General features: G+C 37.0%; 22 protein-coding genes and 1 other annotated feature. Of the genes, 18 read left to right on the top strand and 4 right to left on the bottom strand.

Features of this window, described 5'->3' with window-relative positions:
• Positions 1-198: 198 nt before the first annotated feature.
• Positions 199-819, bottom strand: coding sequence for an ECF transporter S component (locus tag HMPREF1639_RS01670; RefSeq protein WP_036762591.1), 621 nt, complete (start codon positions 817-819; stop codon positions 199-201).
• A 285-nt stretch (positions 820-1,104) separates the two neighbouring features.
• Between HMPREF1639_RS01670 and HMPREF1639_RS01675 the strand changes: the two genes are divergently transcribed.
• From HMPREF1639_RS01675 to HMPREF1639_RS01745, 15 genes are all read left to right on the top strand, one after another.
• Positions 1,105-2,322, top strand: coding sequence for a dicarboxylate/amino acid:cation symporter (locus HMPREF1639_RS01675; protein ID WP_036762594.1), 1,218 nt, complete (start codon positions 1,105-1,107; stop codon positions 2,320-2,322).
• A gap of 243 nt (positions 2,323-2,565) precedes the next feature.
• On the top strand, positions 2,566-3,477 hold the full coding sequence (gene pyrB, locus HMPREF1639_RS01680) for an aspartate carbamoyltransferase (protein ID WP_036762596.1): 912 nt from the start codon (positions 2,566-2,568) through the stop codon (positions 3,475-3,477).
• A 9-nt stretch (positions 3,478-3,486) separates the two neighbouring features.
• The gene (locus HMPREF1639_RS01685; RefSeq protein ID WP_036762598.1) at positions 3,487-4,176 is read left to right on the top strand and encodes a dihydroorotate dehydrogenase electron transfer subunit; all 690 of its coding nucleotides are present in this window, start codon (positions 3,487-3,489) and stop codon (positions 4,174-4,176) included.
• Positions 4,176-5,078 (top strand): dihydroorotate dehydrogenase, encoded by a 903-nt coding sequence (locus tag HMPREF1639_RS01690; protein ID WP_036762599.1) that lies wholly within the window; start codon positions 4,176-4,178, stop codon positions 5,076-5,078. Before HMPREF1639_RS01685 ends, HMPREF1639_RS01690 begins: the two co-directional genes overlap by 1 nt.
• Positions 5,079-5,207: 129 nt before the next feature.
• Positions 5,208-5,789, top strand: coding sequence for an orotate phosphoribosyltransferase (gene pyrE, locus HMPREF1639_RS01695; RefSeq protein ID WP_036762601.1), 582 nt, complete (start codon positions 5,208-5,210; stop codon positions 5,787-5,789).
• Between the two features lie 351 nt (positions 5,790-6,140).
• Positions 6,141-6,797, top strand: coding sequence for a TetR/AcrR family transcriptional regulator (locus HMPREF1639_RS01700; protein WP_052045370.1), 657 nt, complete (start codon positions 6,141-6,143; stop codon positions 6,795-6,797).
• Complete coding sequence (locus tag HMPREF1639_RS01705) at positions 6,784-7,458, top strand: energy-coupling factor transporter transmembrane component T (RefSeq protein WP_052045371.1); 675 nt, start codon at positions 6,784-6,786, stop codon at positions 7,456-7,458. Before HMPREF1639_RS01700 ends, HMPREF1639_RS01705 begins: the two co-directional genes overlap by 14 nt.
• Before the next feature lie 2 nt (positions 7,459-7,460).
• The gene (locus HMPREF1639_RS01710) at positions 7,461-8,873 is read left to right on the top strand and encodes an ABC transporter ATP-binding protein (RefSeq protein ID WP_036762605.1); all 1,413 of its coding nucleotides are present in this window, start codon (positions 7,461-7,463) and stop codon (positions 8,871-8,873) included.
• Positions 8,866-9,450, top strand: a complete 585-nt coding sequence (locus HMPREF1639_RS01715) for an MptD family putative ECF transporter S component (RefSeq protein WP_084572443.1) — start codon at positions 8,866-8,868, stop codon at positions 9,448-9,450. Before HMPREF1639_RS01710 ends, HMPREF1639_RS01715 begins: the two co-directional genes overlap by 8 nt.
• Before the next feature lie 14 nt (positions 9,451-9,464).
• The gene (locus tag HMPREF1639_RS01720; RefSeq protein WP_036762606.1) at positions 9,465-11,207 is read left to right on the top strand and encodes an ABC transporter ATP-binding protein; all 1,743 of its coding nucleotides are present in this window, start codon (positions 9,465-9,467) and stop codon (positions 11,205-11,207) included.
• Complete coding sequence (locus HMPREF1639_RS01725; RefSeq protein WP_036762608.1) at positions 11,207-12,925, top strand: ABC transporter ATP-binding protein; 1,719 nt, start codon at positions 11,207-11,209, stop codon at positions 12,923-12,925. Before HMPREF1639_RS01720 ends, HMPREF1639_RS01725 begins: the two co-directional genes overlap by 1 nt.
• Positions 12,926-13,214: 289 nt before the next feature.
• A complete protein-coding gene (locus HMPREF1639_RS08890) occupies positions 13,215-14,954 on the top strand; it encodes a glycerophosphodiester phosphodiesterase family protein (RefSeq protein WP_156955928.1) in 1,740 nt (579 codons plus the stop codon).
• A 115-nt stretch (positions 14,955-15,069) separates the two neighbouring features.
• Positions 15,070-15,663, top strand: a complete 594-nt coding sequence (locus HMPREF1639_RS01735; protein ID WP_036762609.1) for an AbiV family abortive infection protein — start codon at positions 15,070-15,072, stop codon at positions 15,661-15,663.
• A 111-nt stretch (positions 15,664-15,774) separates the two neighbouring features.
• Positions 15,775-16,446 carry a DNA alkylation repair protein gene (locus HMPREF1639_RS01740; RefSeq protein ID WP_036762611.1) on the top strand — a complete coding sequence of 224 codons (672 nt, stop codon included), beginning with the start codon at positions 15,775-15,777 and terminating at the stop codon, positions 16,444-16,446.
• Positions 16,447-16,477: 31 nt separating this feature from the next.
• Positions 16,478-16,837 carry a Spx/MgsR family RNA polymerase-binding regulatory protein gene (locus HMPREF1639_RS01745; RefSeq protein ID WP_036762613.1) on the top strand — a complete coding sequence of 120 codons (360 nt, stop codon included), beginning with the start codon at positions 16,478-16,480 and terminating at the stop codon, positions 16,835-16,837.
• 165 nt (positions 16,838-17,002) lie between these two features.
• Here the strand turns inward: HMPREF1639_RS01745 and HMPREF1639_RS01750 are convergent, their stop codons facing one another.
• The 3 genes from HMPREF1639_RS01750 to HMPREF1639_RS01760 form a co-directional block, all read right to left on the bottom strand.
• Positions 17,003-17,452, bottom strand: coding sequence for a C-GCAxxG-C-C family protein (locus HMPREF1639_RS01750; protein ID WP_036762615.1), 450 nt, complete (start codon positions 17,450-17,452; stop codon positions 17,003-17,005).
• Positions 17,453-17,562: 110 nt separating this feature from the next.
• Positions 17,563-18,702 (bottom strand): hypothetical protein, encoded by a 1,140-nt coding sequence (locus HMPREF1639_RS01755; RefSeq protein WP_036762617.1) that lies wholly within the window; start codon positions 18,700-18,702, stop codon positions 17,563-17,565.
• Between the two features lie 26 nt (positions 18,703-18,728).
• Positions 18,729-19,226: an RNA polymerase sigma factor gene (locus HMPREF1639_RS01760; RefSeq protein WP_052045373.1), complete on the bottom strand. Its 498-nt coding sequence runs from the start codon at positions 19,224-19,226 to the stop codon at positions 18,729-18,731.
• A gap of 598 nt (positions 19,227-19,824) precedes the next feature.
• On the opposite strand from HMPREF1639_RS01760, the gene HMPREF1639_RS01765 reads away from it, so the two are divergent.
• The 3 genes from HMPREF1639_RS01765 (at position 19,825) to HMPREF1639_RS01775 (ending at position 24,185) form a co-directional block, all read left to right on the top strand.
• Entirely contained in the window at positions 19,825-22,023 is a 2,199-nt protein-coding gene (locus HMPREF1639_RS01765) for a YhgE/Pip domain-containing protein (RefSeq protein ID WP_242847257.1), read from the top strand.
• Between the two features lie 184 nt (positions 22,024-22,207).
• Positions 22,208-22,412, top strand: a binding site (T-box leader).
• A 222-nt stretch (positions 22,413-22,634) separates the two neighbouring features.
• Entirely contained in the window at positions 22,635-23,480 is an 846-nt protein-coding gene (locus tag HMPREF1639_RS01770) for a transporter substrate-binding domain-containing protein (protein ID WP_036762625.1), read from the top strand.
• 33 nt (positions 23,481-23,513) lie between these two features.
• Complete coding sequence (locus HMPREF1639_RS01775; protein WP_036762628.1) at positions 23,514-24,185, top strand: amino acid ABC transporter permease; 672 nt, start codon at positions 23,514-23,516, stop codon at positions 24,183-24,185.
• Positions 24,186-24,191 lie beyond the last annotated feature (6 nt).

A 24,191-nucleotide genomic window follows, 5' to 3' on the forward strand; every position in this document is an offset into this window, starting at 1 on the left:
AACGGCACGCTCCGTGGTGTGAGAGGGAGGAGAAAGTCCTCCCTACTCGATTTAATTCTTAATAATTTTATAATAGTCTGAAATTGATATTGCAATTTTGGAAAAAAATAAAGCCACTCTGATAACTAAAAAATTGATTTCGTTATCAGAGTGGCTTTTCTGTATTATTGATTAATCTTGAATTGTATTTACAAAATTCTAGGCTCTCTTATATCTAAATATGGCTGCTGTAATAGGTGTGACTATGATAGCTGCTGCCAGGGCCTCTGGAATTCCAGAACCTAGTATAGTGGCCATAATTAGTTTAAATACACCACTGATAGCCACTTGCTTGGCCTGTGCATACTGTTGGGCAAATAATATATAGATACTGGACATTACTAGTATTGTGTTTGTTATTGCTCCAATAAATCCTGTAATAACCAAGGCTAGAGTCCTGTTCATCCTCATCTTTCTAAATAGTATCCAGGCATAGGCGGATACCAATCCTATTAGGATTCTACATCCTACTGATATCCAAAGGGCCTTGGCTACCCCCACAAAACCTGTAGTGCTCAAGAATGGGGAAAAGGCAAAGGATAGTAGGCTCGGTGCCATGGTGTTGCTTACCAAGGAACATAGGCCAAAGACCCCACCTAGTAGGGCTCCTCCAAGTGGACCTAGAATTATAGCGCCCACTATAACCGGTATGTGGACCGTTGTGGCCTTGATGATTGGTAGTTGGATCATGCCCAAGGGTGTGTTGGCCAAGATGATAATTATGGCTGACATCAGGGCTACCTGTACTGTCCAACGAGTATCTTTCTTTTTAGTTTTCATTTTTAACCTCCTGTTATCGTTCTTTTCATTAAGATACAATACATATGCCTATTTTATCATGGCTTGGGTCATAATACAATAAATTAGTTGGCTTTCCCTTTTTTATTTAATTAATATTCCTACTTTGCTCGATAAAAATAATAAAAATGCTTATAATATGCAATTTTTCTTAAAAAAACAAGTGAATTGATTGACGACAAGCGATATATACAGTATAATTACATTGGTATATAAAATAAATTTATTATATTAAATTAAATTATAATGCATTTCAAGGAGGGAATAATGGAAAGTAAGAAAAAATTATCACTGACTGGTCAGATTTTTATAGCTCTGATACTAGCAATTATTGTAGGTATAGCTCTTACTAAGATGCCAGATATTGCAGAATCTTATATTGCTCCTTTTGGAACAATATTCCTTAACCTAATCAAGTGGATTGTTGGTCCATTGGTATTTTTCTCGATTATGGCAGGTGTTATATCGTTAGAAGATGTCAAGAAGGTCGGAGCTATTGGTGGAAAGACCTTGTTCTACTATATGTTCACAACAGCATTTGCAGTTGCTATAGGTCTATTTTTTGCAAATTCACTAAAGGGAATTTTCCCTATATTGACTACTAGCAATTTGGAGTTCAAGGCTGGAGAAGCTGTTAGTTTTATGGATACCATTGTAAATGTATTCCCTAAGAACTTTGCTGCTCCGTTTGTTGAGGCTAATATGCTACAGATAATTGTATCGTCACTATTAATAGGGTTTGCTATTATACGTATCGGTCACAGTTCTACACGTATAGTTGACGCTATCAATATAGTCAATGACATATTTATAATGGGTATGGAGATGATTTTAAAGCTGTCTCCAATAGGTGTATTCTGCCTACTATGCCCGGTTGTTGCCAAGAATGGCCCTGCAATTATAGGTTCCTTGGCCATGGTACTTTTGGTTGCATATATATGCTACTTTGTGCACGCCTTGGTGGTTTACTCAGCTTCAGTAAAGATGTTTGCAGGTATCAGTCCAACAAAATTCTTTAAGGAAATGATGCCAGCTATCCTGTTTGCATTTTCATCTGCAAGTTCTGTCGGAACACTTCCACTTAATATGGAGTGTACAGAAAGGCTAGGAGTTAAGAAGGAAATATCTTCATTTATACTACCTCTTGGAGCGACTATAAATATGGACGGAACAGCTATCTATCAGGGAGTTTGCTCTATATTTATTGCATCTTGTTTTGGTATAGATTTAACCCTATCACAGATGGTGACTATAGTCTTGACAGCCACACTGGCTTCTATAGGTACTGCAGGTGTTCCAGGTGCAGGAATGGTTATGCTTGCTATGGTGCTTCAGTCTGTAGGACTTCCAGTAGAAGGTATAGCCCTTGTTGCAGGAGTTGACCGTCTATTCGATATGGGACGAACTACTGTAAATATAACTGGAGACGCATCTTGTTGTCTAGTCGTTAATGCTATGGAGGACAAGAAAAAAGCTAGAGCTTAAGCAATTATAGTTTAAATTTATAATATTAATAGGGCCTATTAAGTCTAGGATATAAAATTAAAAAATTAATTTTATATAGACTGATGACCTGTCTAAACATCGAAGGAAGATTGAAGAATTGACCTTCGATGTTTTTTATTGACAAGTGACTGTAAAGGTGATAAACTCACAAGTAGAATATTTTTGGGTTGATAGCAACCCACGTACTTTAATTGGGTCCTGTGAGGCCGAAAAGGAGGAAAAATGTTGAAGAACAGACACTTGGTTAGACCAGAAGATTTTTCTGTAGCAGAGATAGACTCTGTATTAAATCTGGGCTTGCAAATCAGCGCAAACCCACAAAATTATTTCAATACATGTGAAGGTAAGATATTGGCTACCCTATTTTATGAGCCATCTACTAGGACTAGGTTGAGCTTTGAGGCTGCCATGAATAGGCTAGGTGGTAGGGTGATTGGATTTTCGGATCCAGGAGCCTCATCAGTATCAAAGGGAGAGAGCCTAGAGGATACCATCACAACAGTTTCAAATTATGTAGATATAATCGCAATGAGACATCCCCAGTCAGGAGCAGCAGACCAGGCATCTAAGGTTTGTAGGCTACCATTTATAAATGCTGGAGATGGTGGAAATCAGCACCCAACTCAGACACTAACAGACTTATTAACTATAAAGGCCAACAGGGGCAGTTTGAATGACTTGACTATAGGTATGTGTGGCGACTTGAAGTATGGACGTACTGTTCATTCTTTGGCCAAGGCTATGTCCAGGTATACAGGCATTAGGTTTGTATTTATTTCACCAGACGAGCTAAAGATGCCTCAATCAGTTAAGGATAGTATAGAAGGAACTGAATACTTAGAGACAGATAACCTTGAGGCTGCTATGCCTAGTCTGGATATCCTGTATATGACTAGGATACAGAGGGAGAGGTTTGATGACAAGGCTGAGTACGAGAGGCTAAAGGATAGCTATATTTTGGATATGGCCAAGATGGAGGTTGCCAAGGAAGATATGATGGTCCTACACCCACTTCCAAGGGTGAATGAAATAGCCACTGAAGTCGACGCAGATCCAAGGGCCAAGTATTTTGAACAGGCCCAGTATGGTATGTACGTAAGGATGGCCTTGATAATGAAGTTGTTAGGTGTATAGGTGGATGTAATGGAATATAGAGTGATTGAAAATAGATATGTAGGCGAGGGTATGTACTATATCAAGATAGGTGGTAGTTTTGAGGCCAAGATGGGGCAGTTTTATATGCTAAGGGCCTGGGACAAGTATCCACTCCTATCAAGACCTATCAGTATATACCAGATAGATGATGAAGGTATCAGCTTTTTGTACAAGCTAGTAGGTGAGGGAACAAAGATAATTTCTCAGCTAAAGGCAGGAGACCCTATTAAGCTAGAGGGTCCATATGGAAATGGCTTTGAAAAAGTAGAGGGAAGGGTTGCCCTAGTTGGCGGTGGAATAGGAATTGCACCCCTCTATATGGTAGCTCAAAATATACCTAACTGTGATATTTACCTAGGATTTAGGGACCAGGCAATCATGTTGGATGACTATAGGGCTGTCTGTAAGGACCTATATACAACTAGTGGAGATACCCTTGTAACAGATATTATAAATGTAGATGACTACGACTATATACTGACATGTGGTCCAACTCCAATGATGAAGAAGTTGGTGGATATGGTAGATGGAACAAAGACCAGGGTCCAGGTATCCTTGGAAAACCACATGGCATGTGGCCTAGGGGCCTGTCTAGTATGCACTTGCAAGACTTATTCAGGCAACAAGAAGACTTGTAAGGATGGACCGGTATTCTGGGGAGAGGATGTGATCTTATAATGGCAGATTTGAGAGTAAACTTGTGTGGTTTTGAACTTAAAAACCCAATTATAATGGCATCTGGAACCTTTGGCTTTGGTAAGGAATACGGTGAAATATATGATGTTAGCCAATTGGGTGGTATCAGCTCCAAGGGTCTAACTTTGGTAGCCAAGCCAGGAAATGAGGGCATGAGGGTCCATGAGACTGCATCAGGTATGATGAATAGTGTTGGCCTGGAGAATCCTGGAGTCCAGGGCTTTATAGACAAGGAGTTACCTGATTTTTCAAGGCTTGATACCTGTAGGATAGTCAACCTAGGTGGTGGCTGCCAGGATGATTATGTCGAAGGTGCCAGGTTATTGGATGACAAGGATTTTGATATAGTAGAATTGAATATATCCTGTCCAAATGTAAAGCATGGTGGTATGGCCTTTGGTATCAAGTCAGAGGTTGCCAGAGAGGTTGTCAGGAGCGTGAGAAAGGCTACAAAGAAACCCCTAATAGTAAAGCTGTCACCTAATGCAGAAGATATAGTTGAGATGGCTAGAGTTTGTGAGCAAGAAGGGGCTGATGGTATATCCTTGGTCAATACCTTCAAGGCCATGGCCATAGATATACACAAGAGAAGGCCAGTATTTAACAATGTAACGGCAGGTCTATCAGGACCAGCTATCAAGCCAATAGCCCTTAGGATGGTTTATGAGGTATGTCAGGCAGTGACTATACCAGTTGTAGGTATGGGTGGTATTATGACTGCTCAAGATGTCATAGAGTTTATAATGGCAGGGGCTACTTGTGTACAGATAGGTACAGCCAACTTTGCAAACCCTAGGATAGGTCAAGAGATAATTGCCGACCTAGAGAGCTTTATGGATGAAAATGGAATAAAGTCCCTAGATGAAATCAGGGGTATAATATAGGTATAAGTTGGATGTGATAGGTCAACTTATATATGCAAATCATATAGTTACATATATAAATTGTATAACAGCAATTAAAAAAAAGTAGATAAAGATAAGTATATATAAATATAAGTGGAGGTAAAAGTTATGGCAAATGTTGATGTAATACAGGTATTAAAGGATTGTGATGCCTTGTTGGAAGGGCACTTCCTCCTATCTTCAGGCAAGCACTCAAACAGATATGTTCAGTGTGCCAAGGTATTGAGGTTTCCTGACCAGGCAGAAAAGGTACTAAGCGTAGTTGTAGACAAGATCAAGGACCTAGATATAGACCTAGTAGTTGGACCAGCAATGGGTGGTGTAGTAGTATCATATGAGCTAGGAAGACAGTTGGGCAAGGAAGCTATCTTCACTGAGAGAAAGAATAATATAATGGAGCTTAGAAGAGGTTTCAAGGTTAAGCCAGGCGACAGGATAATAATAGCTGAGGACGTAGTAACTACTGGAAAGTCAACTAAGGAGACAAAGAAGGTCCTAGAAGAACTAGGTGGTCAGGTAATAGGTGTAGCATGTATAGCCAACAGGACTAAGGAAGATATAGGCATGCCTATATACAGTGCTATAGACCTTGATATACAGGTATATGATGCGGATGAGTGTCCTTTATGTGACGCTGGAGAAATAGAATTAGTAAAGCCAGGCAGCAGAGAATTCAAGAACAACAAGTAAGATTGAATTTGGGACAAGGATTTTAGGCTTGCCATAGGTCACTAAAGCTGTGACCCCAAAAGATAAATATAAAAAACAGGAAATTAGGGCAGTAGTTTGAAAGATATAATCTTTTTGCTACTGCTTTTTTGATATAAAAAATAGTAGTAATTTTAAAAAAACCTCTTGAAAAATATTTTCAAATGCTTTATACTAGTATTAATAAACAATGTTCACTAAGACATGTCTAACTTAATCTTAAATTGAAAATATAGCAGTAGCAGATATAATCGGGTATTTTACCCGATTATATTTATTTTCAGGGATAAGTGAACGAAAATAAAATATGTTTATTAAAAAAAGGAGAAGAACTTGGCTAGAGATAAAATTTTGAGTAGAAACTTAATATTAAAAAATGCTAAAAGGGAATTTCTTGAGAAGGGTTTTGAAAAGGCGTCTATGAGGACCATTGCAGGTCAATCAGGTCTTACAGTAGGGGCTATATATAGGCACTTCACTTCCAAAGAGGCACTTTTTGAGGCCCTGGTAGAACCAACTCTAAAAGGTGCTACAGACCTATTTGAGTACGAAATAGATATAGCATCAGACAAGCTAAATGATATTTATGAATTGGATGGGACCTATATCGAATCTGCTGATGCAAATGCTGGAGTACTAAGGATGATTGACTATATATACGACAACTATGATGTCTTTGACCTGATGTTTAACTGCAGCCAGGGGACAAAGTATGAGAGTATTCAAGAGTATTTTGTTGAAATGGAGGTTAAGGGTACCAAGATTTACATGGCTGAGATGGAGGCCCGTGGATTGATTAAAAATCATCTCACAGAAACAGAATTACATATATTTTGTACAATGGTTATGACACCTGTATTTGAGGTGATAAATCACAAGTATGATTACGAAGAGGCTGTAGAGATGGTGAAACTCATGTCATATGGTCAATATTGGGCCTGGGACAAGATATGTCGGCTAGATAGGAGGGAGTTTTTTGGACAAGTTTAGGCTTGATGCCCTTACAATAATTTTGATTAATGCTATTATGCCACTTATGTGTGCTATATTTCCTTCACAAAAAATGGTGGTATTTACCTATATTTTAGCTAGCTCTATATTAATCTTATCTGGAAAGCGAGGGCGAATTTTGAAGGTAATGGGCTTTTTAGGCGTATTTTTAATGGTCTATATAGCTAATGAACATTATGCTATCAGTGCTTTTTTATCGGCCTGGTGCAGGATGATGTTGTTGTTTATGCCATGTCTAATGCTTGCAGTTGTTTTAATAGGAGGATACAGGTCTTCTGAGATTTTATCGGCCCTTCAAAGGCTTAAGCTACCTAAAATTTTTGTAATTGGTATCACTGTAACTATTAGGTATATACCAACTTTTTACAGGGAGTTCAAGATTATTAAAAAGGCCATGAAGATCAGGGGGTTAGACTTTTCAATCTTACATCCTATAAGGACTTTTGAATATTTAATGGTTCCGCAGCTATTTAGGTGTGTAGCCCTGAGTACTGAACTTACCTGTGCAGGTCTCACTAAGGGGATTAGTGCAAAAAACAAGAGGACTAGCTATTTCAAGAGTGGTTTTGGAGTAGTAGATTATGTGATTTTTTGCATATTAATACTTGGATACGTACTTTTAATAGGAGGTATAATTTAGCGGTGAGAAAGATAATTGATTTTGAAAATGTAAGTTTTAGGTATGCAGACAAGGAAGACTATGCCCTAAGGAGTGTGAATTTTCATATTGAAGAAGCCAGCCTAGTCTTTATTAGTGGTAGGAGTGGATCTGGAAAATCGACCCTTTTAAATGTTCTAAATGGAATCATTCCAGAGGTAATAGAAGGAAATTTAGAGGGGCATATACTCATAGATGGCGAGAAAGACCTATCAATAGCAGATCGAAGCCTCATTCTTGGAAACGTATTCCAAAATCCGAGGAGTCAGTTTTTTACAACAGAAACTACGGCAGAACTAGTATTTGCCCTAGAAAATTATGGCCTTGCTAGAGAGGATATAGAGGAAGGCCTAGATTCTATAATTGAAAAATACAATGTAGCCTACCTAAAAGATAGAAATTTATTTGAAATATCATCAGGTGAGAGGCAGTTAATAGCCCTCCTGACTGTTTTAATAATGAATCCCAAGGTGGTTATATTTGATGAACCATCGGCAAACTTGGATTATGGTAATTCGATGAGGCTGAGAAGACAGATAATAGACTTAAAAAAACAGGGAAAAACCGTTATAGTGGCAGACCACAGGAATTTCTACCTAAAGGGTATTATTGACAAGGTTCTTCTACTTGAAAATGAGACAGTCAAGTCTTTTGAGTCAGAAGAAGAATTTTTGAACTATACCTATAGGAATCGTAGTTTTGACCTTTTTGATGAAGAATGCCAAGCCACTTATTCCAGACCTGAACAAAGAAAGAGTGGTCTAAGTTTGAATAACATTGTATATAAGAATATTCTGAAGGGGGTAAGTACACATTTTAATGAAAATGAGGTTACTACTATAGTTGGTGTAAATGGTGCAGGTAAGACTACGCTTGCAGAAATAATGAGCAGGTCAATAAGAATAGACAAGGGGGATATCAGTCTAGATGGTCAGGCCCTCTATCTCATGCAGGATGCGGACTTTCAGTTGTTTGGAGCATCTTGTCTGAGGGAACTTGAAATCACACAAAAGGATGAGGAGTTAAACTTAGCCGCCCTTGAAAGTCTGGGTATAGGTGATCTCAAAGAAAATCATCCCCAAAGTCTAAGTGGCGGTCAAAAACAGAGACTTCAAATGGCCATCGCTAAGGTAAGTAGTAACAAAGTGATAATACTAGATGAGCCTACAAGTGGACTTGACAAGGATTCTATGGAAAAGGTGGTGTCAATGATAGGAAACTTGAAGAAAGGAAGGACAGTTATAGTGATTTCACATGATTACGAATTTATAAGGATGGTGAGTGATTCTATAGCCTATCTATCAGATGGAAGAATTAAGGATAAGTTTTATTTAAATGATAACAATATTAAAAAGCTAAATAGTATTTATAAAGAAATGGAGGTATATTATGAGTAAAAAACTGAAAATCAAAGACATACTATTATTAGCACTACTAACAGCCATTTACATGATTATTTACATGGTTTGTATGGCTATAATTACACCACTGGGGGCCTATGGTCATTCAATTAGTCCAGGTATTTGTGGTATTTTTTCAGGTACTGTAATCTACTTTATGTCTAGGAAGGTAGGCAAGATGTGGCAGTTTACAATTTTTACACTTTTTGTTATGGGTGTATTTGCCTTGATGGGAGGAGGATATCTACCATGGCTTATCACATCAGTATCTACAGCCATTATAGCTGATATAATTGCTTCTAGGGTGGATAAACCAAGTGTGGGCAGATTGGCTATAGCATCTGGACTTATTCATATGGGCCAGGCTTGGGGTGCAATTATACCATCTATGTTTTTCTTGGAAAGCTACAGGTCTACTTGGATTAGTCGTGGTCAGAAGGCTGCCGAAATGGATGCCATGATTAAGTATACTGCAGGAACTTGGGGCATTGTAAATAGTTTGATAATTTTTGCCCTTGCAGTGCTTGGAGTTTATATAGGTTATTTTATTTTGAAAAAGCATTTTAAGGAATAGGGAGGAGTATTAATATGGATACATTTAAACGCTTATTTTCTTATGCAGAGGAGAAAAAAGGATTTATGGTTATAGCTCTTATTATGTCGGCTATTGCTACCATACTATCCTTTGTACCCTACTATTATTTTCTAAAATTATTGAGAGAGATTACTTCAACTAGTAATCCAGACCTGATCAGGTCCTATTCCTATTGTGTACTAATAGCGACCGTGGCCTATGCTTTGACATATTTCACTTCTCTAACTTGTAGTCACATATTTGCCTTTAGGATAGAGACCAACATGAAAAAGAGGGGGCTAAATGAGCTATTAGATGCGTCTTTTGCATTCTTTGACATGAATCCGTCTGGAAAGACTAGGAAGATTATCGATGATAATTCAAGTAACACGCACACTATCATTGCTCATATATTGCCGGACTCAGTAAATGCTGTTCTGTTTCCAATATGCCTAATGATACTAGCCTTTGCGACTAATGTATATATAGGTATACTGTTGGTGTGTGCTATTGTATTTGCATTGATATGCTTCAAGTTTATGTATGCTGACCAGGATATGATGAGGGATTACATGGATGCACTTGAAGACATTAATTCTGAGACTGTTGAGTATGTAAGGGGAATTCAGGTAATAAAGATATTTGACATGGTAATAGAGTCTTTTGAAAAGCTATACAAGTCAATCAAGCATTATTCCGATGTTGTCAATAGGCAGTGCCAGATGTGTAAGATACCTTATGTTGCCTTCCAGTGCGGTATGATGAGTTTTGGTGCAATAATTATAGCAATTGCTAGTAGGCAGTTAGGCAGTGGGCTAGCTCTTGGTGAGGTAATCAGCATGGTTGTATTCTTCGTTGCTTTTGTAGGTATGTTGAACAATGCCTTTGTAAAGATTATGTTTTTTAGCAAGAATTTACAGATGGGAAAGGATGCAGTTGACAGGCTAGACGACATATTTGGCAAGATGGGAAAAAACAAGTTGGAAAATGGAACAACAGACAAGTTAGATAGTTTTGAAATTGAGTTTGATAAGGTGGGATTTGAATATGAGGAAGGCGTAAGTGTTTTATCTGACTTTAGCCTAAAACTGGACTCAGGCAAGATATATGCCCTTGTTGGTTCATCTGGTTCCGGTAAATCAACTATAGCAAAATTGATGTCAGGTTTTTATCCTGTTTCTTCAGGTAAGCTGAAAATTGGTGGTAGGGATATAAAAGACTATACTAACAAGGCTCTTGAAAAGAATATAGCTTTTGTATTCCAAAATTCAAAGCTTTTCAAAACTAGTATTTATGAAAATGTCAGGTTTGCTAGGCCAGAAAGTAGTCACGAAGAGGTTATGAAGGCTCTAGAACTGGCCATGTGTGGAAGTATTTTAGACAAGTTTGATAGTCGTGAAAATACTATTATTGGTGCTGAGGGAGTCCACCTATCAGGTGGTGAAATACAGAGGATAGCAGTTGCCAGAGCTATCCTAAAAGATGCTCCTATAGTTATACTGGATGAGGCTAGTGCTGCCAGTGACCCAGAAAATGAATACGAGATGCAGAGGGCCTTCAAGGCCTTGATGAAGGGCAAGACAGTCATAATGATTGCCCATAGACTTTCTAGTATTAGGAATGTAGATGAAATATTGCTTGTAGAGGACGGTCAAATAGTGGAGCGTGGATCGCATGATCAACTGATGGCAGGTCAGACAAAGTACAGGCATTTCCAAGACCTATTTAACAAGGCAAATGAATGGAGGTTGGCATAATGAGGGAAAAACTAAGAAAATATTTTGCTTTGAGTGAAAAAGGTGTAAACAACACACTTGTTGCATCAAGGTGGTCCTTCTTGAAGTTTTTATCTTTTGTATTTCCACCAATACTAACTTTCTTTTTCCTTCAAGATGTCTTGAATGGAAATGTTAGACAGACTATTTTTTACATGGGAATACTAGTCGTAATAGCAGTAGTCATGTTTCTTATCCTGGCCAAGGAATACAAGATGACCTATGATGTAACTTATGAAGAGAGTATCCAGTTGAGGATTGATTTGGCGAATAAGTTAAAGGAATTGCCACTTTCATATTTTTCTACTCACAATTTGTCTGATTTATCGCAGACAGTAATGATGGATGTAGGTAATATTGAAATGGTAATATCGCACGCCATACCTGCAGGTATTGGTTTTGCAGCCTTTTTCATACTGATGACAATTTTGATGTGCATATCAAACCCAATCCTTGGCTTGACTGTTACCCTGCCAATTTGGCTGGGCTTGGCAACTATGTTCCTGTCTAAGAGGATCCAGCAAAAGGGTGTAGAGAAGTACTATAATAAGTTGTTAGAAAACTCTAATGCCTTCCAAGAAGCCTTTGAGATGCAGGAAGAAATTAAGTCCTATTCAATGCAGGACCAGGTGAAACTTGATGTTGAAGAAAAACTAGATTCTACAGAGCGAATACATCTCAAGGCTGAAATAGTACTAGGCTTCACTAGTTTCTTAGTAGGTATACTACCCTGCCTAGCACCAGTATTGACAGCTACAGTTGGTGCAGTCCTATATATTTCAGGCTCTATAAATGTACTATATTATGTAGGTTACTTGATGGCGGCAATGACCCTATCCAACCAATTTGCAGCTGTGGGAGAATTTATAATGATGATATTCTTCTTTGAAACTAGCTACAGGAGGATTGGTGACCTAAAGGCTGAGCCTGTTCAGACGGGTCAGGATAAAGAGCTTACGAATTTTGATGTGAAATTTGACAATGTAGAGTTCCAGTATGGTGACAACAAGGTAATAAAAGGCCTATCCTTTGTGGCAAAACAAAATGAAGTTACTGCTATTGTTGGTCCATCAGGCTGTGGTAAGACTACAGTTTTGAGACTAGTTTCAAGGCTGTATGACTACGATAAGGGCATGATAAGCCTAGGGGGACATGATATTAAAAATATCAGTACCAAGTCTCTTTTCGATAAAATATCCATAGTATTCCAGAATGTAGAGCTTTTTGACTGCTCAGTAATGGAAAATATTAGGATGGGAAGAAAGGGTGCCAGTGATGAAGAGGTAATGACAGCGGCAAAACTTGCAAATGTTGAAGAAATCGTAGCCAAACTACCAAATGGATATAATACCCTGATAGGCGAAAATGGTTCAAAGCTGTCAGGTGGTGAAAGGCAGAGGATTTCTATTGCCAGGGCCTTCTTAAAAGATGCCCCAATAATTCTACTGGATGAAATATCAGCATCCCTTGATGTGGAAAATGAAATGGAAATTCAGGATAGTCTTAACAAGCTAATTGAGAATAAGACAGTTATAATTATTTCTCATAGGTTGAAGTCTATAGAAAAGGCAGACAAGATAGTGGTTATGAAGGATGGTGTTTTGGATTCTGAAGGAGGCCATGACGACTTGTTAGCAAAGTCTAACCTATATAGGTCAATGGTCGAAAAATCAAGACTAACTGAGGAATATGTCTACTAACTACTAAAGGTAGCAAGTTTACCAAACTAGTCTAGCTAGGAAAATGCCTAGCAAGATGCATATATTAATTCCATTTTTTGATGGTAGGTATTAAGATTGACCTGGTAAACATAGATATAGTAAAATAAAATATAGCAATGAAAATGACGCCTGTAGTCCTTGTGTGATTCTGATTAATTGAAGGAAGAGTACAATTGCTACAGGCTTTATTTTAAGAAATTTTTTACAGGAAAGAGTGATTTCGTTGTATAAGCGTATAAAGGAAAAACAAAATGAGAGATCATTGTATATGTTTAAAGACAAGCTATTTCAACTGTTGATATATCAGTTGGTTACAAAAGGCTTACTCTTGGCTAGTTTAGTAATTTTGAGGACCATAGCGGGTTCTATATTATGGGTGGCAGGAAAGCCTGCTATCACTAGTAGTGATATACCATTCCTTATGAGAACATGGCAGGGGTGGTTGCTTTTGACTATTGCCCTAACAGGCCTATTTATATATACCATATTTGAAATCAATGTAATGATACTCCTTAGTAGGAATGTCTTATACTCACAAAATAAAAAAATAAATACTATTGTATATGAAGCTTTCATGGCCGCCAAGAAGTTATTAAGGCCCAAGGGCATACTGGTAATTTTATATATATCATTTTTGGTTCCGGTATGTGGTGCTAGTTTTGGAATCTCACTTACCTACAGCTTTGTGGTTCCAGACTTTGTTTTGTCTGTAATAACTGGGACCAATTTGAGGGCTATAATTTATTATACACTTCTAATTTTCTTAGCCATTTTAGGCCTTTATAGGATATTTACCTTCCACTATATGATTTTGAAGGGGCAATCCGTAAATGAAGCCTTGGTATCATCTGTCAATTTGATCAAGAATCACAAGAAGAGTATTGCTTGGAGATATTTTGGTTTTTTGCTGAGGACAGGTCTGGTCCTAGTGGCTATATTTACAATTTTTGGCCTGATTCCATACGTGATTTTAGAAACTATAAATCCACCGCAACAAATATATAGATTTTTTCTACTAGCCATAGTTCTTACTACAACTTTGGCAGATGGTATATATGGTCTATTATTTTTATCTTTTCAATTTATGCGTTTGACACAGATTTTTGATGGATATGAGTGCCCAGAATTAGTAGTAAGTGTAGACAAGAAAAAATCCTCCATAAAAGTTATTCTTATATCTATAGTGGTCGTAGCCTTGATATGTGTAGCTAGTGGAATAGGAAGTCTAGCCTTTGATGGATTTTTTCCTACAGAAACATCAACCAAGATTATTGCCCATAGGGGTGGGGGTAATATGTCTACTGAAAATACCCTTGAATCAATAAAAACTGCAATAGATAAAAAGATTTACGCTTCTGAAATTGATGTGCAGAGGACTAGTGATGGCCATTATATAGTCCATCATGACACAAACTTTTATAGATTGTATGGTCATAGGGGTAGGCCAGAAGATATGAGTCTAGATGAGGTCAAGAAGTTGACCATGAAAACGGATGATGGCCATATAGTTCACCCATCTACCCTAGAGGAAATGTTGGATATAGCCAAGGGCAAGATTCGCCTATACATAGAATTGAAGGGGAGGACTGCTGATAGAAAAATGGTAGAGGATACCTACATGATGATCAAGAGCAAGGGGATGTTGGGTCAATGTGCCTTTATTAGTTTGGACTATGATATCATAAACTATATGGAGAGCCATCATCCGGACGCAGAGACTATATATCTATGCTACTATAGTTTTGGTGACATAGGTAGGCTAAATGCTGATGGAATTGGTCTGGAGGCAGAGGCAGCTACAGACTCCAATATACGAAAGATTCATAAGTATGGCAAGAGAGTGGATGTATGGACGTGTAATATGCATAATATTATTGTTCAGTTCTTATTGAGTAATGTAGATGGCATTATAACCGATGAAGTTGAAACAGCTAAGTATATAAAAGAAAGCTTAAAAGATAGTTCTGACTTGAATAGGGTTATGAATTGGCTGAGGCCAGAAAGTTAGACAAAAAGTCTGTCATACTGGACGTGACCAGAATGGAAATAGCCTGGCTAATAATGTATAATAAGGGTATATACTAGGTAAAATAATTAATAAAAGTAACGAGGAGACAAGTGATATGACGGTTGAAACTATGGAAATAGATAGGAATTTAGATAAGGTCAAAGAAAGCAAAGGGTCTGGCTTAAAAGATGACTTTGTGATTAAGACTACGGATGAATTCAATAAATGTGCTGACCACATATATGATCTATTGAATAGCTCATCTATCCTGTATGAAAGGGGAATATTTTCGTCCTCTATCTTCTTTTCAATAGCCGCTGTTGAAGAGATAGTGAAGGTCTATAATAGCCTATTTTCAAAGAATGTAGATGGATATGCTGGTAAGGATATGGGCAAGAAGATATTTGGTCCAGGCTATGAGCTATGGATGGATGATAGGTTGACTGATGCAGTCGAGGAGGAAGACCTAAGGGCCATATTTGACCTCTATAACACAGGTGACTTGATGGACTTGAAAAGGGACTCTGTATATTCCAATCGTAGGCAAGACACTATAACAATGCCTGCTGATATTATCGATAAAAAATCTGCCAGGAATATGCTCTTATTTGCCATACAGGCATATGAAGACAACCTAGCAGGCTATAGCTTGTATGCTATAAATGTATCAAAGAAGACAGATAAACTTTTTGAGGAACTTGTAAAGTAGCCTGAATAGGTATTTGAATTAAGGCTTAGTTAGACACTATATTATATGAGCTTAGTTAGAGAAGGGCAAGCTTGCTCAAATAGCTAGATGTTTTAGATTTAGGAGAAGATTATGGATATATACAAGGAACTGGAAGCACTTAAAGAAGATGAATATGCAAGATTTCAGGCTAAATTAATACCTACAATTGATTCATCGATAATTATGGGTATCAGGGTACCAAAGTTGAGAAAGTTAGCAAAATCCTTTATTAAAGACCAAGCTTGTACTGATTTTTTAGACGGTCTACCACATAGATATTATGATGAAAATATGTTACATGGAATCTTAATTTCAGAGATTAGGGACTATGATACTTGTATTGACAGGTTGGAATCCTTTTTGCCATATGTAGATAACTGGGCAGTATGCGATATTATATCTCCGAAGGTTTTTAAAAAGCATAAGGTGGAACTATTGGGCAAGATAAGGCTTTGGATTAAGTCTGACCATACCTATGTATGTAGATTTGGTCTGGGTATGTTGATGAGCCACTTTTTGGATGAAGACTTCAAGACTGACTATTTGGATATGGCTGCAAGTGTTAGGTCTGAAGAATACTATGTAAATATGATGATTGCCTGGTTTTTTGCAACGGCACTTGCCAAACAGTGGGATGCCAGCCTGCCATATATAGAGTCTAGAAGCTTGGATGATTGGACTTATAAGAAGGCAATACAGAAGGCCCGAGAAAGCCTGCGTATCACTAAGGATAAGAAGGAATATCTCAAGGGTCTAAAATAAAATATACTAGAAAATTTAGGAGGGTGCTTATATGAAAACATTGATATGCTATAAGAAATGTACTACTTGCAAGGCAGTAGAAAAAATAATGAAGGACCAGGGGCTTGACTATGAACTAAGAGAGATAGACAAGGACAATCCAAGTATAGGAGAATTAAAGTATTGGAGAGAAAAGACTGGCTTGCCACTAAAGAGGTTCTTTAATACCAGTGGTAAGATATATAAGGAGATGGGCCTGTCTAAGAAGTTGGCTGATATGACGGAAGAAGACCAGTACAAGCTTTTGTCCACAGATGGTATGATAGTCAAGAGACCTATTTTGATAATGGATGACGAAAAAATATTTGTTGGTCCAGATGTAAAGAAATTTCTTTTAGGTCAGGATATATAGACCAGTTGGCTAGACTAATATTATTCAAGATGGCAAGGTGTAATTGGATATAAAGTAGAATAAAGATAAAATGAGGTCATCCTCTAGAGAAGTATGCTAGGGTGACCTCATTATTTTTGTTATTAAATTACTTATCTCAAATACTAAATTAAGGTAGAATTAAGGCTAGGCCTCAATTTTTCTTTCTTCTATGTAGGCATCAAGCATCTCAGAAACCTGGACTACTAGGTCCTTGCAAGGTGGCTTTTTAGTCATAACTGGCTTGCCTTCAGGAGTTTTCTCACCAGTCAAACCCAATAACTCCTTACACACGATAGAGCCGTTTTCTTCCTGGAATTTTTCTGCAAGTTTTCTGATTACCTTATAGTGTTCGTTTTTAGCCTCTTTATCCTTGGGGTCAGTAAAGCCGTTCAACAGGCCTACTACCATGAACATACCACTGACAGCCCCACAGACTTCTCTTAGCTTGGCCATACCTAAGCCAAATGCCGAAGCCATTTTTAATGATGTATCCTTGTCTAGACCGGTTTCATCACTAAAGGCCAAAACCACGGCCTGAGAACAGTTGTATCCCTCTTTAAATAGATCTCTTGCCAAATCTGAATGTTTACTCAATTTTATTTACCTCCATATTTTTCACATACTACTATTGATACTAACTATATTATACAGCATGCGGTAGATTTTTTATAGGGTATTTATATTCAGTTTTGGTTTACTTTCGGCTATTTAATTGTTGCTGCTAGGTCAACTAGGCTTTGTCCGAAGAACTTGGAAGTTCTTGAGCCAATGTTGATTATCAGCCCATCAGCCTCCCAATGGATATCTTTATTGTCAGTCATTATAGCTCTTACACCATTTAGATAGACATATTCTGCATGGTCAGCATTTGTAGAATATCCATTTTCTTTTTTTGCAACTCTTTCCTGCATATATATTTTTGCCCCGTCTTTTTCTAGTGTAAATCCTATCGAATCAGATTCATCTACTAGTCCATTTTCATCCTTGAATAGCTCAACTTCTATTAGCTTGCAACCTGCAGGTAGTTTAGGAGTGAAAGTTAGGTATTTTTGGGCTTCTTCAAGTGTATTAAACTTGGCAGTACCTTCATCTATTGTCTTGTCAGCATCTTTTTCCAAGACAAATGTACCATTTTTTTCGTCTATTGTATGTATTTTGTCTCCGTTTTTGTCAAATACACCAGTATTTTTAGCTTCTTTATAGCTAACTTCATCTATTTGATTTCCTCGGGCGTCGTATATCTGTCCCTTTAGATTTTCTGGGAAGTGGTAGATGAGTTTGCCTAGGTCGATAAGTGGCTTTTCTTCAATTATTTCAATGTTTCCATCTTCAGACTTAAGGGTCTTGGTAGTTACGAAGTACTCACTACCGGCAACTGGTAGGCCTACGCCAATGACTAGTAGGGCTGCTATTGAGGCAGCTACTAGACTTTTAGACCAGTGTCTAGACTTCTTTTTGCCGGAATTTTTATCTCTTATATTTCTAATTGTGTTGTTTGAATTTTTCATAGGTTTTTCTTCCTTTCTGTCTTCAACTATGTCTACATGAAGGGCATCAATAGTTTCTGCATGCTTGTCCTTAACTCCATCTAGGCTGACACCATCTGACAAGTTATTTTTGTGGATAGATTCAAGTAATTTATCCCTGACCCTGTCCTTACTTGTCTGGCATGGAGAAAACTCTTGATCTAGCATCTCACTTAGACTAGCCTCAAATTCCATGTCATGTAAGATTTCTATATTTTTGGCATTTGTAGGGTTCATATCATTATCCAAGCCATTTACATTATTTTCATATGATATATTATTTTTATCTCTTATATTCTTTCTATCATTTTTATTCATAATCACGCCTCCAATTCTTTATTATTTTAGCTATTTTTTTGGTATGTTAATTCTTTTTTGAGTTTTTTCAGTGCCCTAAAGAGGACTACTCCCACATTAGCAGCTGATATATTAAAGAGGTCTCCAATATCAGTGTTTTTCATACCGGCCCCATACTTATAGGCAATGATTGTGCGCTCCTTGTCGTTTAATTTTGCAAGGGCAAGCCTCAGGTCTGAATTTATATCTGCCAATTCAGCTATTCTTTCTGGTGATTGACCACCATCAGTTAATGGTCCGGCAGCATCCATACTCACTGTTTGAACTTGCTTTTTTCTATAGAAGCTTGCAACTTCATTTCTTACAATTGTAAAAAGCCAGGTCTCAAAATTAGCCTTGCTAGATGAGTAGCTATCTAAGTTGGCATGGACCTTTTCAAAGACAAGAAGAGCTATATCTTCAGCGTCCATATGATTTAGAGTTTTTATATTTATAAACTTGTATACTTTATCAAAATATTTTTCAAAGATATCTTCAAAATTCAAGGAACCACCCCCTAGTGTGTAATTTGAACTAATCTAGATTAATTATAACCTCTTTCATCTATATATACGTAAAAAATGGATCTTCTATTAACAAAAATTCAAAAATTCTAGTAAACAAGAAAATAGATGAGTTTCCTATTGAGTGTGTGACAGTATTTATATTTTGAGATATGGTGCTTGGTGGCTTCTGTAAGAAGGATGGTTTAGAAAGTAATTTTAAATATTTTTGTAAAAAGTGAATATATATGAAAATATTGGATATATATCAAATAAGTTAAATTTAAGACATAAATTTTAGTATCATTTATTTTAAATCCCCTGGGTCTGCTCAATCATAGGGGATTTTTTAGTTTTTGATGATTTGAAAGGACACTTGATAGCAGGGGATTTTGACCCTAAAAAAATGAAAGAGGATGATTCGGGGATAGATTAGCCACCTCTGGGACATCTTTATTTGTATCGGAATTATTCTCTACAGTATAGATAAAGTTAAGCGAAATAAGTTAAGTTAATGGTAGAATGCTCTACTGCAAAATTGAGGGAAAATATTGGTTACAAGGGTTAAATCATAGATATTTAAAATAGTATTGAAAGTAAGGTGTTTAGATTGAAGAAAATTTTAAACGAAGAATTTAAGGAGAGGTATATACCAGATCCATCAAAGGTACATGAAATATTTTACAAGGACTGCCAAGAAGTTTTAAAAAATCGTTTAATAGCAATAATTGTGGTAGCTTTGATGATTTTCCCGTCACTATATGCCTGGTTTAATATTGAAGCCTTTTGGGATCCCTATGGCAATACCAAAAACCTAAGTGTGGCAATTGTAAATCAGGATGAGGACTATGAATTTAAAAATCAAAAATTGAATTTTGGTAAGGATATAGTCAATAATCTTAAAGATAACAAGAGTCTTGATTGGAATTTTGTGGATTCAAAAACGGCCATGAAGGGTCTCAACACAGGTAGGTATTATGCTATTTTGACTATACCTAAAGATTTTACGGAATCTCTCTTATCTGTGACTCAGGTGGACGTTAGAAAGGCAAAAATAGTATATACTACTAATGAAAAGACCAATGCAATTGCAGAGAAAATAACTGACCAGGGGGCTAATAAGCTCCAGGAAAAAATCAGTAAACAGTTGATTCAGGTTATTAGCAAGACGTCATTAGGGGCTATGGGCGGTATTTCTAATATGACAGGGGATATTAATCCAAAGTTGACAGAAATGAAAAAGTCACTACAAAGATTGGATAAGCAATTGGTCAATAGCAAGAAATTGGCTGAAAATAATAAAGGCATGGTTGGCGATTTAGATAAGTCACTTGCAAATTCAAGATCTAGTCTTGATGCTATTAGAAGGACTATGAACAATACCAAAAAAATTAATGATGATATAGCTAGTATGGCTACTGATACCACTTCAAGTGTTCAAAATGCATCGACTAGTCTAAAAACTGGATTAAGGGATGTATCTAGGTTATTAAATACATCGTCTAGTATGGCCCAGTCATTATATTCTATAGGTGACAAAGGAGCCCAGCAAGCTATTACAAGTATAGGAAATATTAAAGATAAGATAGACCAAGCCGCTACAAAAGTCAGTAATATCAGTCAGCTGATAAGTGACATAAATATAATAAATTCCAACATTTTAAATAATGCTGCTAGTAGGTTGGATGGACAGTACAGGAGATTGAATGATGCAAGCTCTAGACTATCGGATATTATAAACCAGATAAACATTACAAACAGTCTGACAGATTCTATGGTTCAGGATATTGTAAATATAGTCGATGATTCAAACAGGGGTATAAATGATATCATTTTAGATTTTGACGATTTAGTAACCAAGCCACTTGCTAAGATAGACAATCATACATCGACAATAACTGGTGATATAAGAAATGTGGTTGACTCTACTAGCCAATTATATCCAAATATAAACAATTTTATAGATAATGCGACTTCTGTGAACGGAAGGATAAATTCAAGCATAACTATTCTTGCAAGTTCTATAGATATATTGAGAGGCCAGGTATCGGATTCTATAAAGATGATTGATGAAATACAAAATAATAAGGACCTAAATGCCTTTAATAAGGTTATTAAGTCAAATATACTTGATAGGGCTGATTTTATCAAAAATCCAGTCGAAATCAAGGAGGATAAGATGTACAAGATGGCAAATTATGGATCTTCTATGGCTCCATTTTATAGTGTTCTTGCCGCTTGGGTAGGTGTTATAATACTTGCTACAATTATGTCTACGGAGCCAAGCAAACAGTATAGGAGTATTGACAGGTATTTTGGGCGTCTATCATTTTTTATGGTCTTGGCCATTATCCAGTCTTTGATCATATCTACTGGAGACCTGGCACTCTTAGGTGTTACAGCTAAGAATCCGCTCCTATTTATACTAGTTCTAATGTTATGTAGTATAGCATTTTGTATTTTGATATACACACTCGTGACCTGCTTTAGGACCTTGGGTAAGGGTATAGCCATGTTTTTATTAGTTATTCAGATAGGTGGATCTGGTGGTACCTTCCCTATCCAGATGACTCCTACCTTCTTTAGAACCATAAATTCAGTAATACCATTCACTTATGGTATCAACGCTTGCAGGGAGGCCATAGGTGGTGTCTACATGCAGAACTTGCTTCAAGATATAGGGGCCTTATTGGTATTTGCTATAATACCTTTGATATTTGGTATAATGTTTAAGTCAGGTATAAATGACCTTTTAGACCCATTATCAGAGAAGTTTGAGAAGAGTTTCTTGATGCACTAGAAAATTCAGCAAAATTGTTATATACTGTAATGAGGTAATTTTATAAATTTTATTATGCTAGTTTATGGAGGCAGTAATATGTTACTTGTATTTGCAAGGGTGAAATGAAATTTAATTTAAAATTTCTTAAATTTACTATTGACTTTTACAATTTCTAATCGTATAATTGAATACAACAAATAGATATTAGCCGTTGAAGAAGAGAGTAGCTTGGATGAATTTACAGCGAGTCGGGGTTTGGTGTGAGCCTGATATTGGATTTTATAGTGAAGAGAGCTTCGGAGGTTATTAGAGGAATTTAGTATTCTAATAGGTTTCCCGCCTTAAGGGTTTGAGAGGACAAGATTAATTGTCAATAAGAGTGGTAACGCGGTATATTCGTCTCTTAGCTAGTATTAGCTAAGAGACTTTTTTTATTACTTTATACACTGGGGTTTACAACTGGCCAGTCTTGGTATATAAGGTAAGTAGTAGCTAATACTAGCCAAACCATAGTCGATGATTCAACTTGTCAACAAGAGTGGTAACGCGGTATATTCGTCTCTTAGCTAGTATTGGCTAAGGGACTTTTTTTATTTTGACTTATATTTTATTTTAAAAGGAGAAGAGACATGAAAGCAGGATTAAAGAAATTAATGGCATTAGGTTTAGTAGCAGTATTATCAATAGGTTTAGTTGGCTGTGGTAGCAAGACAGCAGACACTTCTGGAGGTGGACAGCCTGCCCTAGAGCAGATAAAGAAAAATGGCAAGCTTGTTGTAGCTACATCACCAGACTATCCACCATTTGAATTTATGGTATCAGAAGGTGGTAAGAGCAATATAGTTGGTGCAGACATAGACCTAGCAAAGAAGCTAGCAGAAAAGATTGGTGTAGAGCTAGAGATAAAGGGTATGGACTTTGATGCCTTGCTACCAGCCCTACAGGCAGGTAAGGCTGACATGGTAATCACTGGTATGACACCGAATGAAGAACGTAAAAAGGCTGTAGACTTCTCAGAAATCTACTTCCAGGGAGAAAATGCAGTGGTTGTAAATGTCAAGGATGCAGGAAAGTTTACTTCAGAAGACCAGTTAAAGAAGGCCAAGATAGGTGTCCAGAAGGGTTCTACTCAGGAGACATATGTAAAGGACAACCTAAAGGCAGAGAACTTCAAGTCATTGACTTCAGTTCCAGACTTGATTACAGATATGAAGAATGGCAACCTAGATGCTGTAGTATTGAATAGTAAGGTTGCAGGAATAAATGTAGGTAAGTATGATGGTATAAAGGTAGTTGAAAACTTGAAGCTGACTAATGGTGGAGAAGAAGAAGCCATGGCAGTTGCACTAAAGAAGGGCGATAACAAGGATTTAGTTAAGTTGATAAATGAAGAGATTAAGGCTCTACAGGACAGCGGTGAATATGACAAGATACTTGCCAATGCAGTAGACCTAGTTTCAAAGGAAACGAAATAATTATAAGAGTGATTGTAGATAGAGGAGTATAGAATGGATTTTAGTTTTGTTGGAGATTACTACCTGTCATTCCTACAAGGGGCAGGAGTTACAGTTTTATTATCTTTTTTGGCCTTGCTATTTGGTTTTATGATAGGCCTGGTAGCCTGTGTATGTAAGATATCAAAAAAGCTTGTATTAAAATGGATAGCAAGTGTTTATATTGAAGTTATAAGGGACACACCCTTGGTAGTCCAGGTTATGATCATAGTGTTTGGCCTACCTGCCTTGGGAGTTCACTATCCAGCCTTGTTTGGATATGATGAAGCCTTTACTGGAGCACTTATAGCCCTAATCCTTAATTCAGGTGCCTATATAGCGGAAATCTTGAGGTCAGGTATATCATCTGTTGACAAGGGACAGATGGAGGCTAGTAGGTCACTGGGCTTGACTTATATACAGTCGATGAGGTATGTAATAGTACCACAGGCTATAAAAAACATATTACCAGCCTTGGCAAATGAATTTATATCATTGGTAAAAGAGTCAGCCATAGTATCATTCGTAGGTGTAATGGATATTATGTTTATAGCCAACTCAGTAAAGAATTCAACATATAATGCATTTGGTCCACTTTTGATTGCAGCCTTGATATATTTTGTAATTACATTTACATTATCTAAGCTTGTAGGCCTGCTAGAAAAGAAAATGACTGTAGAAAGATAGGAGAGT

It is taken from the genome of Peptostreptococcus sp. MV1, assembly GCF_000758885.1.
GTDB lineage: Bacteria > Bacillota > Clostridia > Peptostreptococcales > Peptostreptococcaceae > Peptostreptococcus.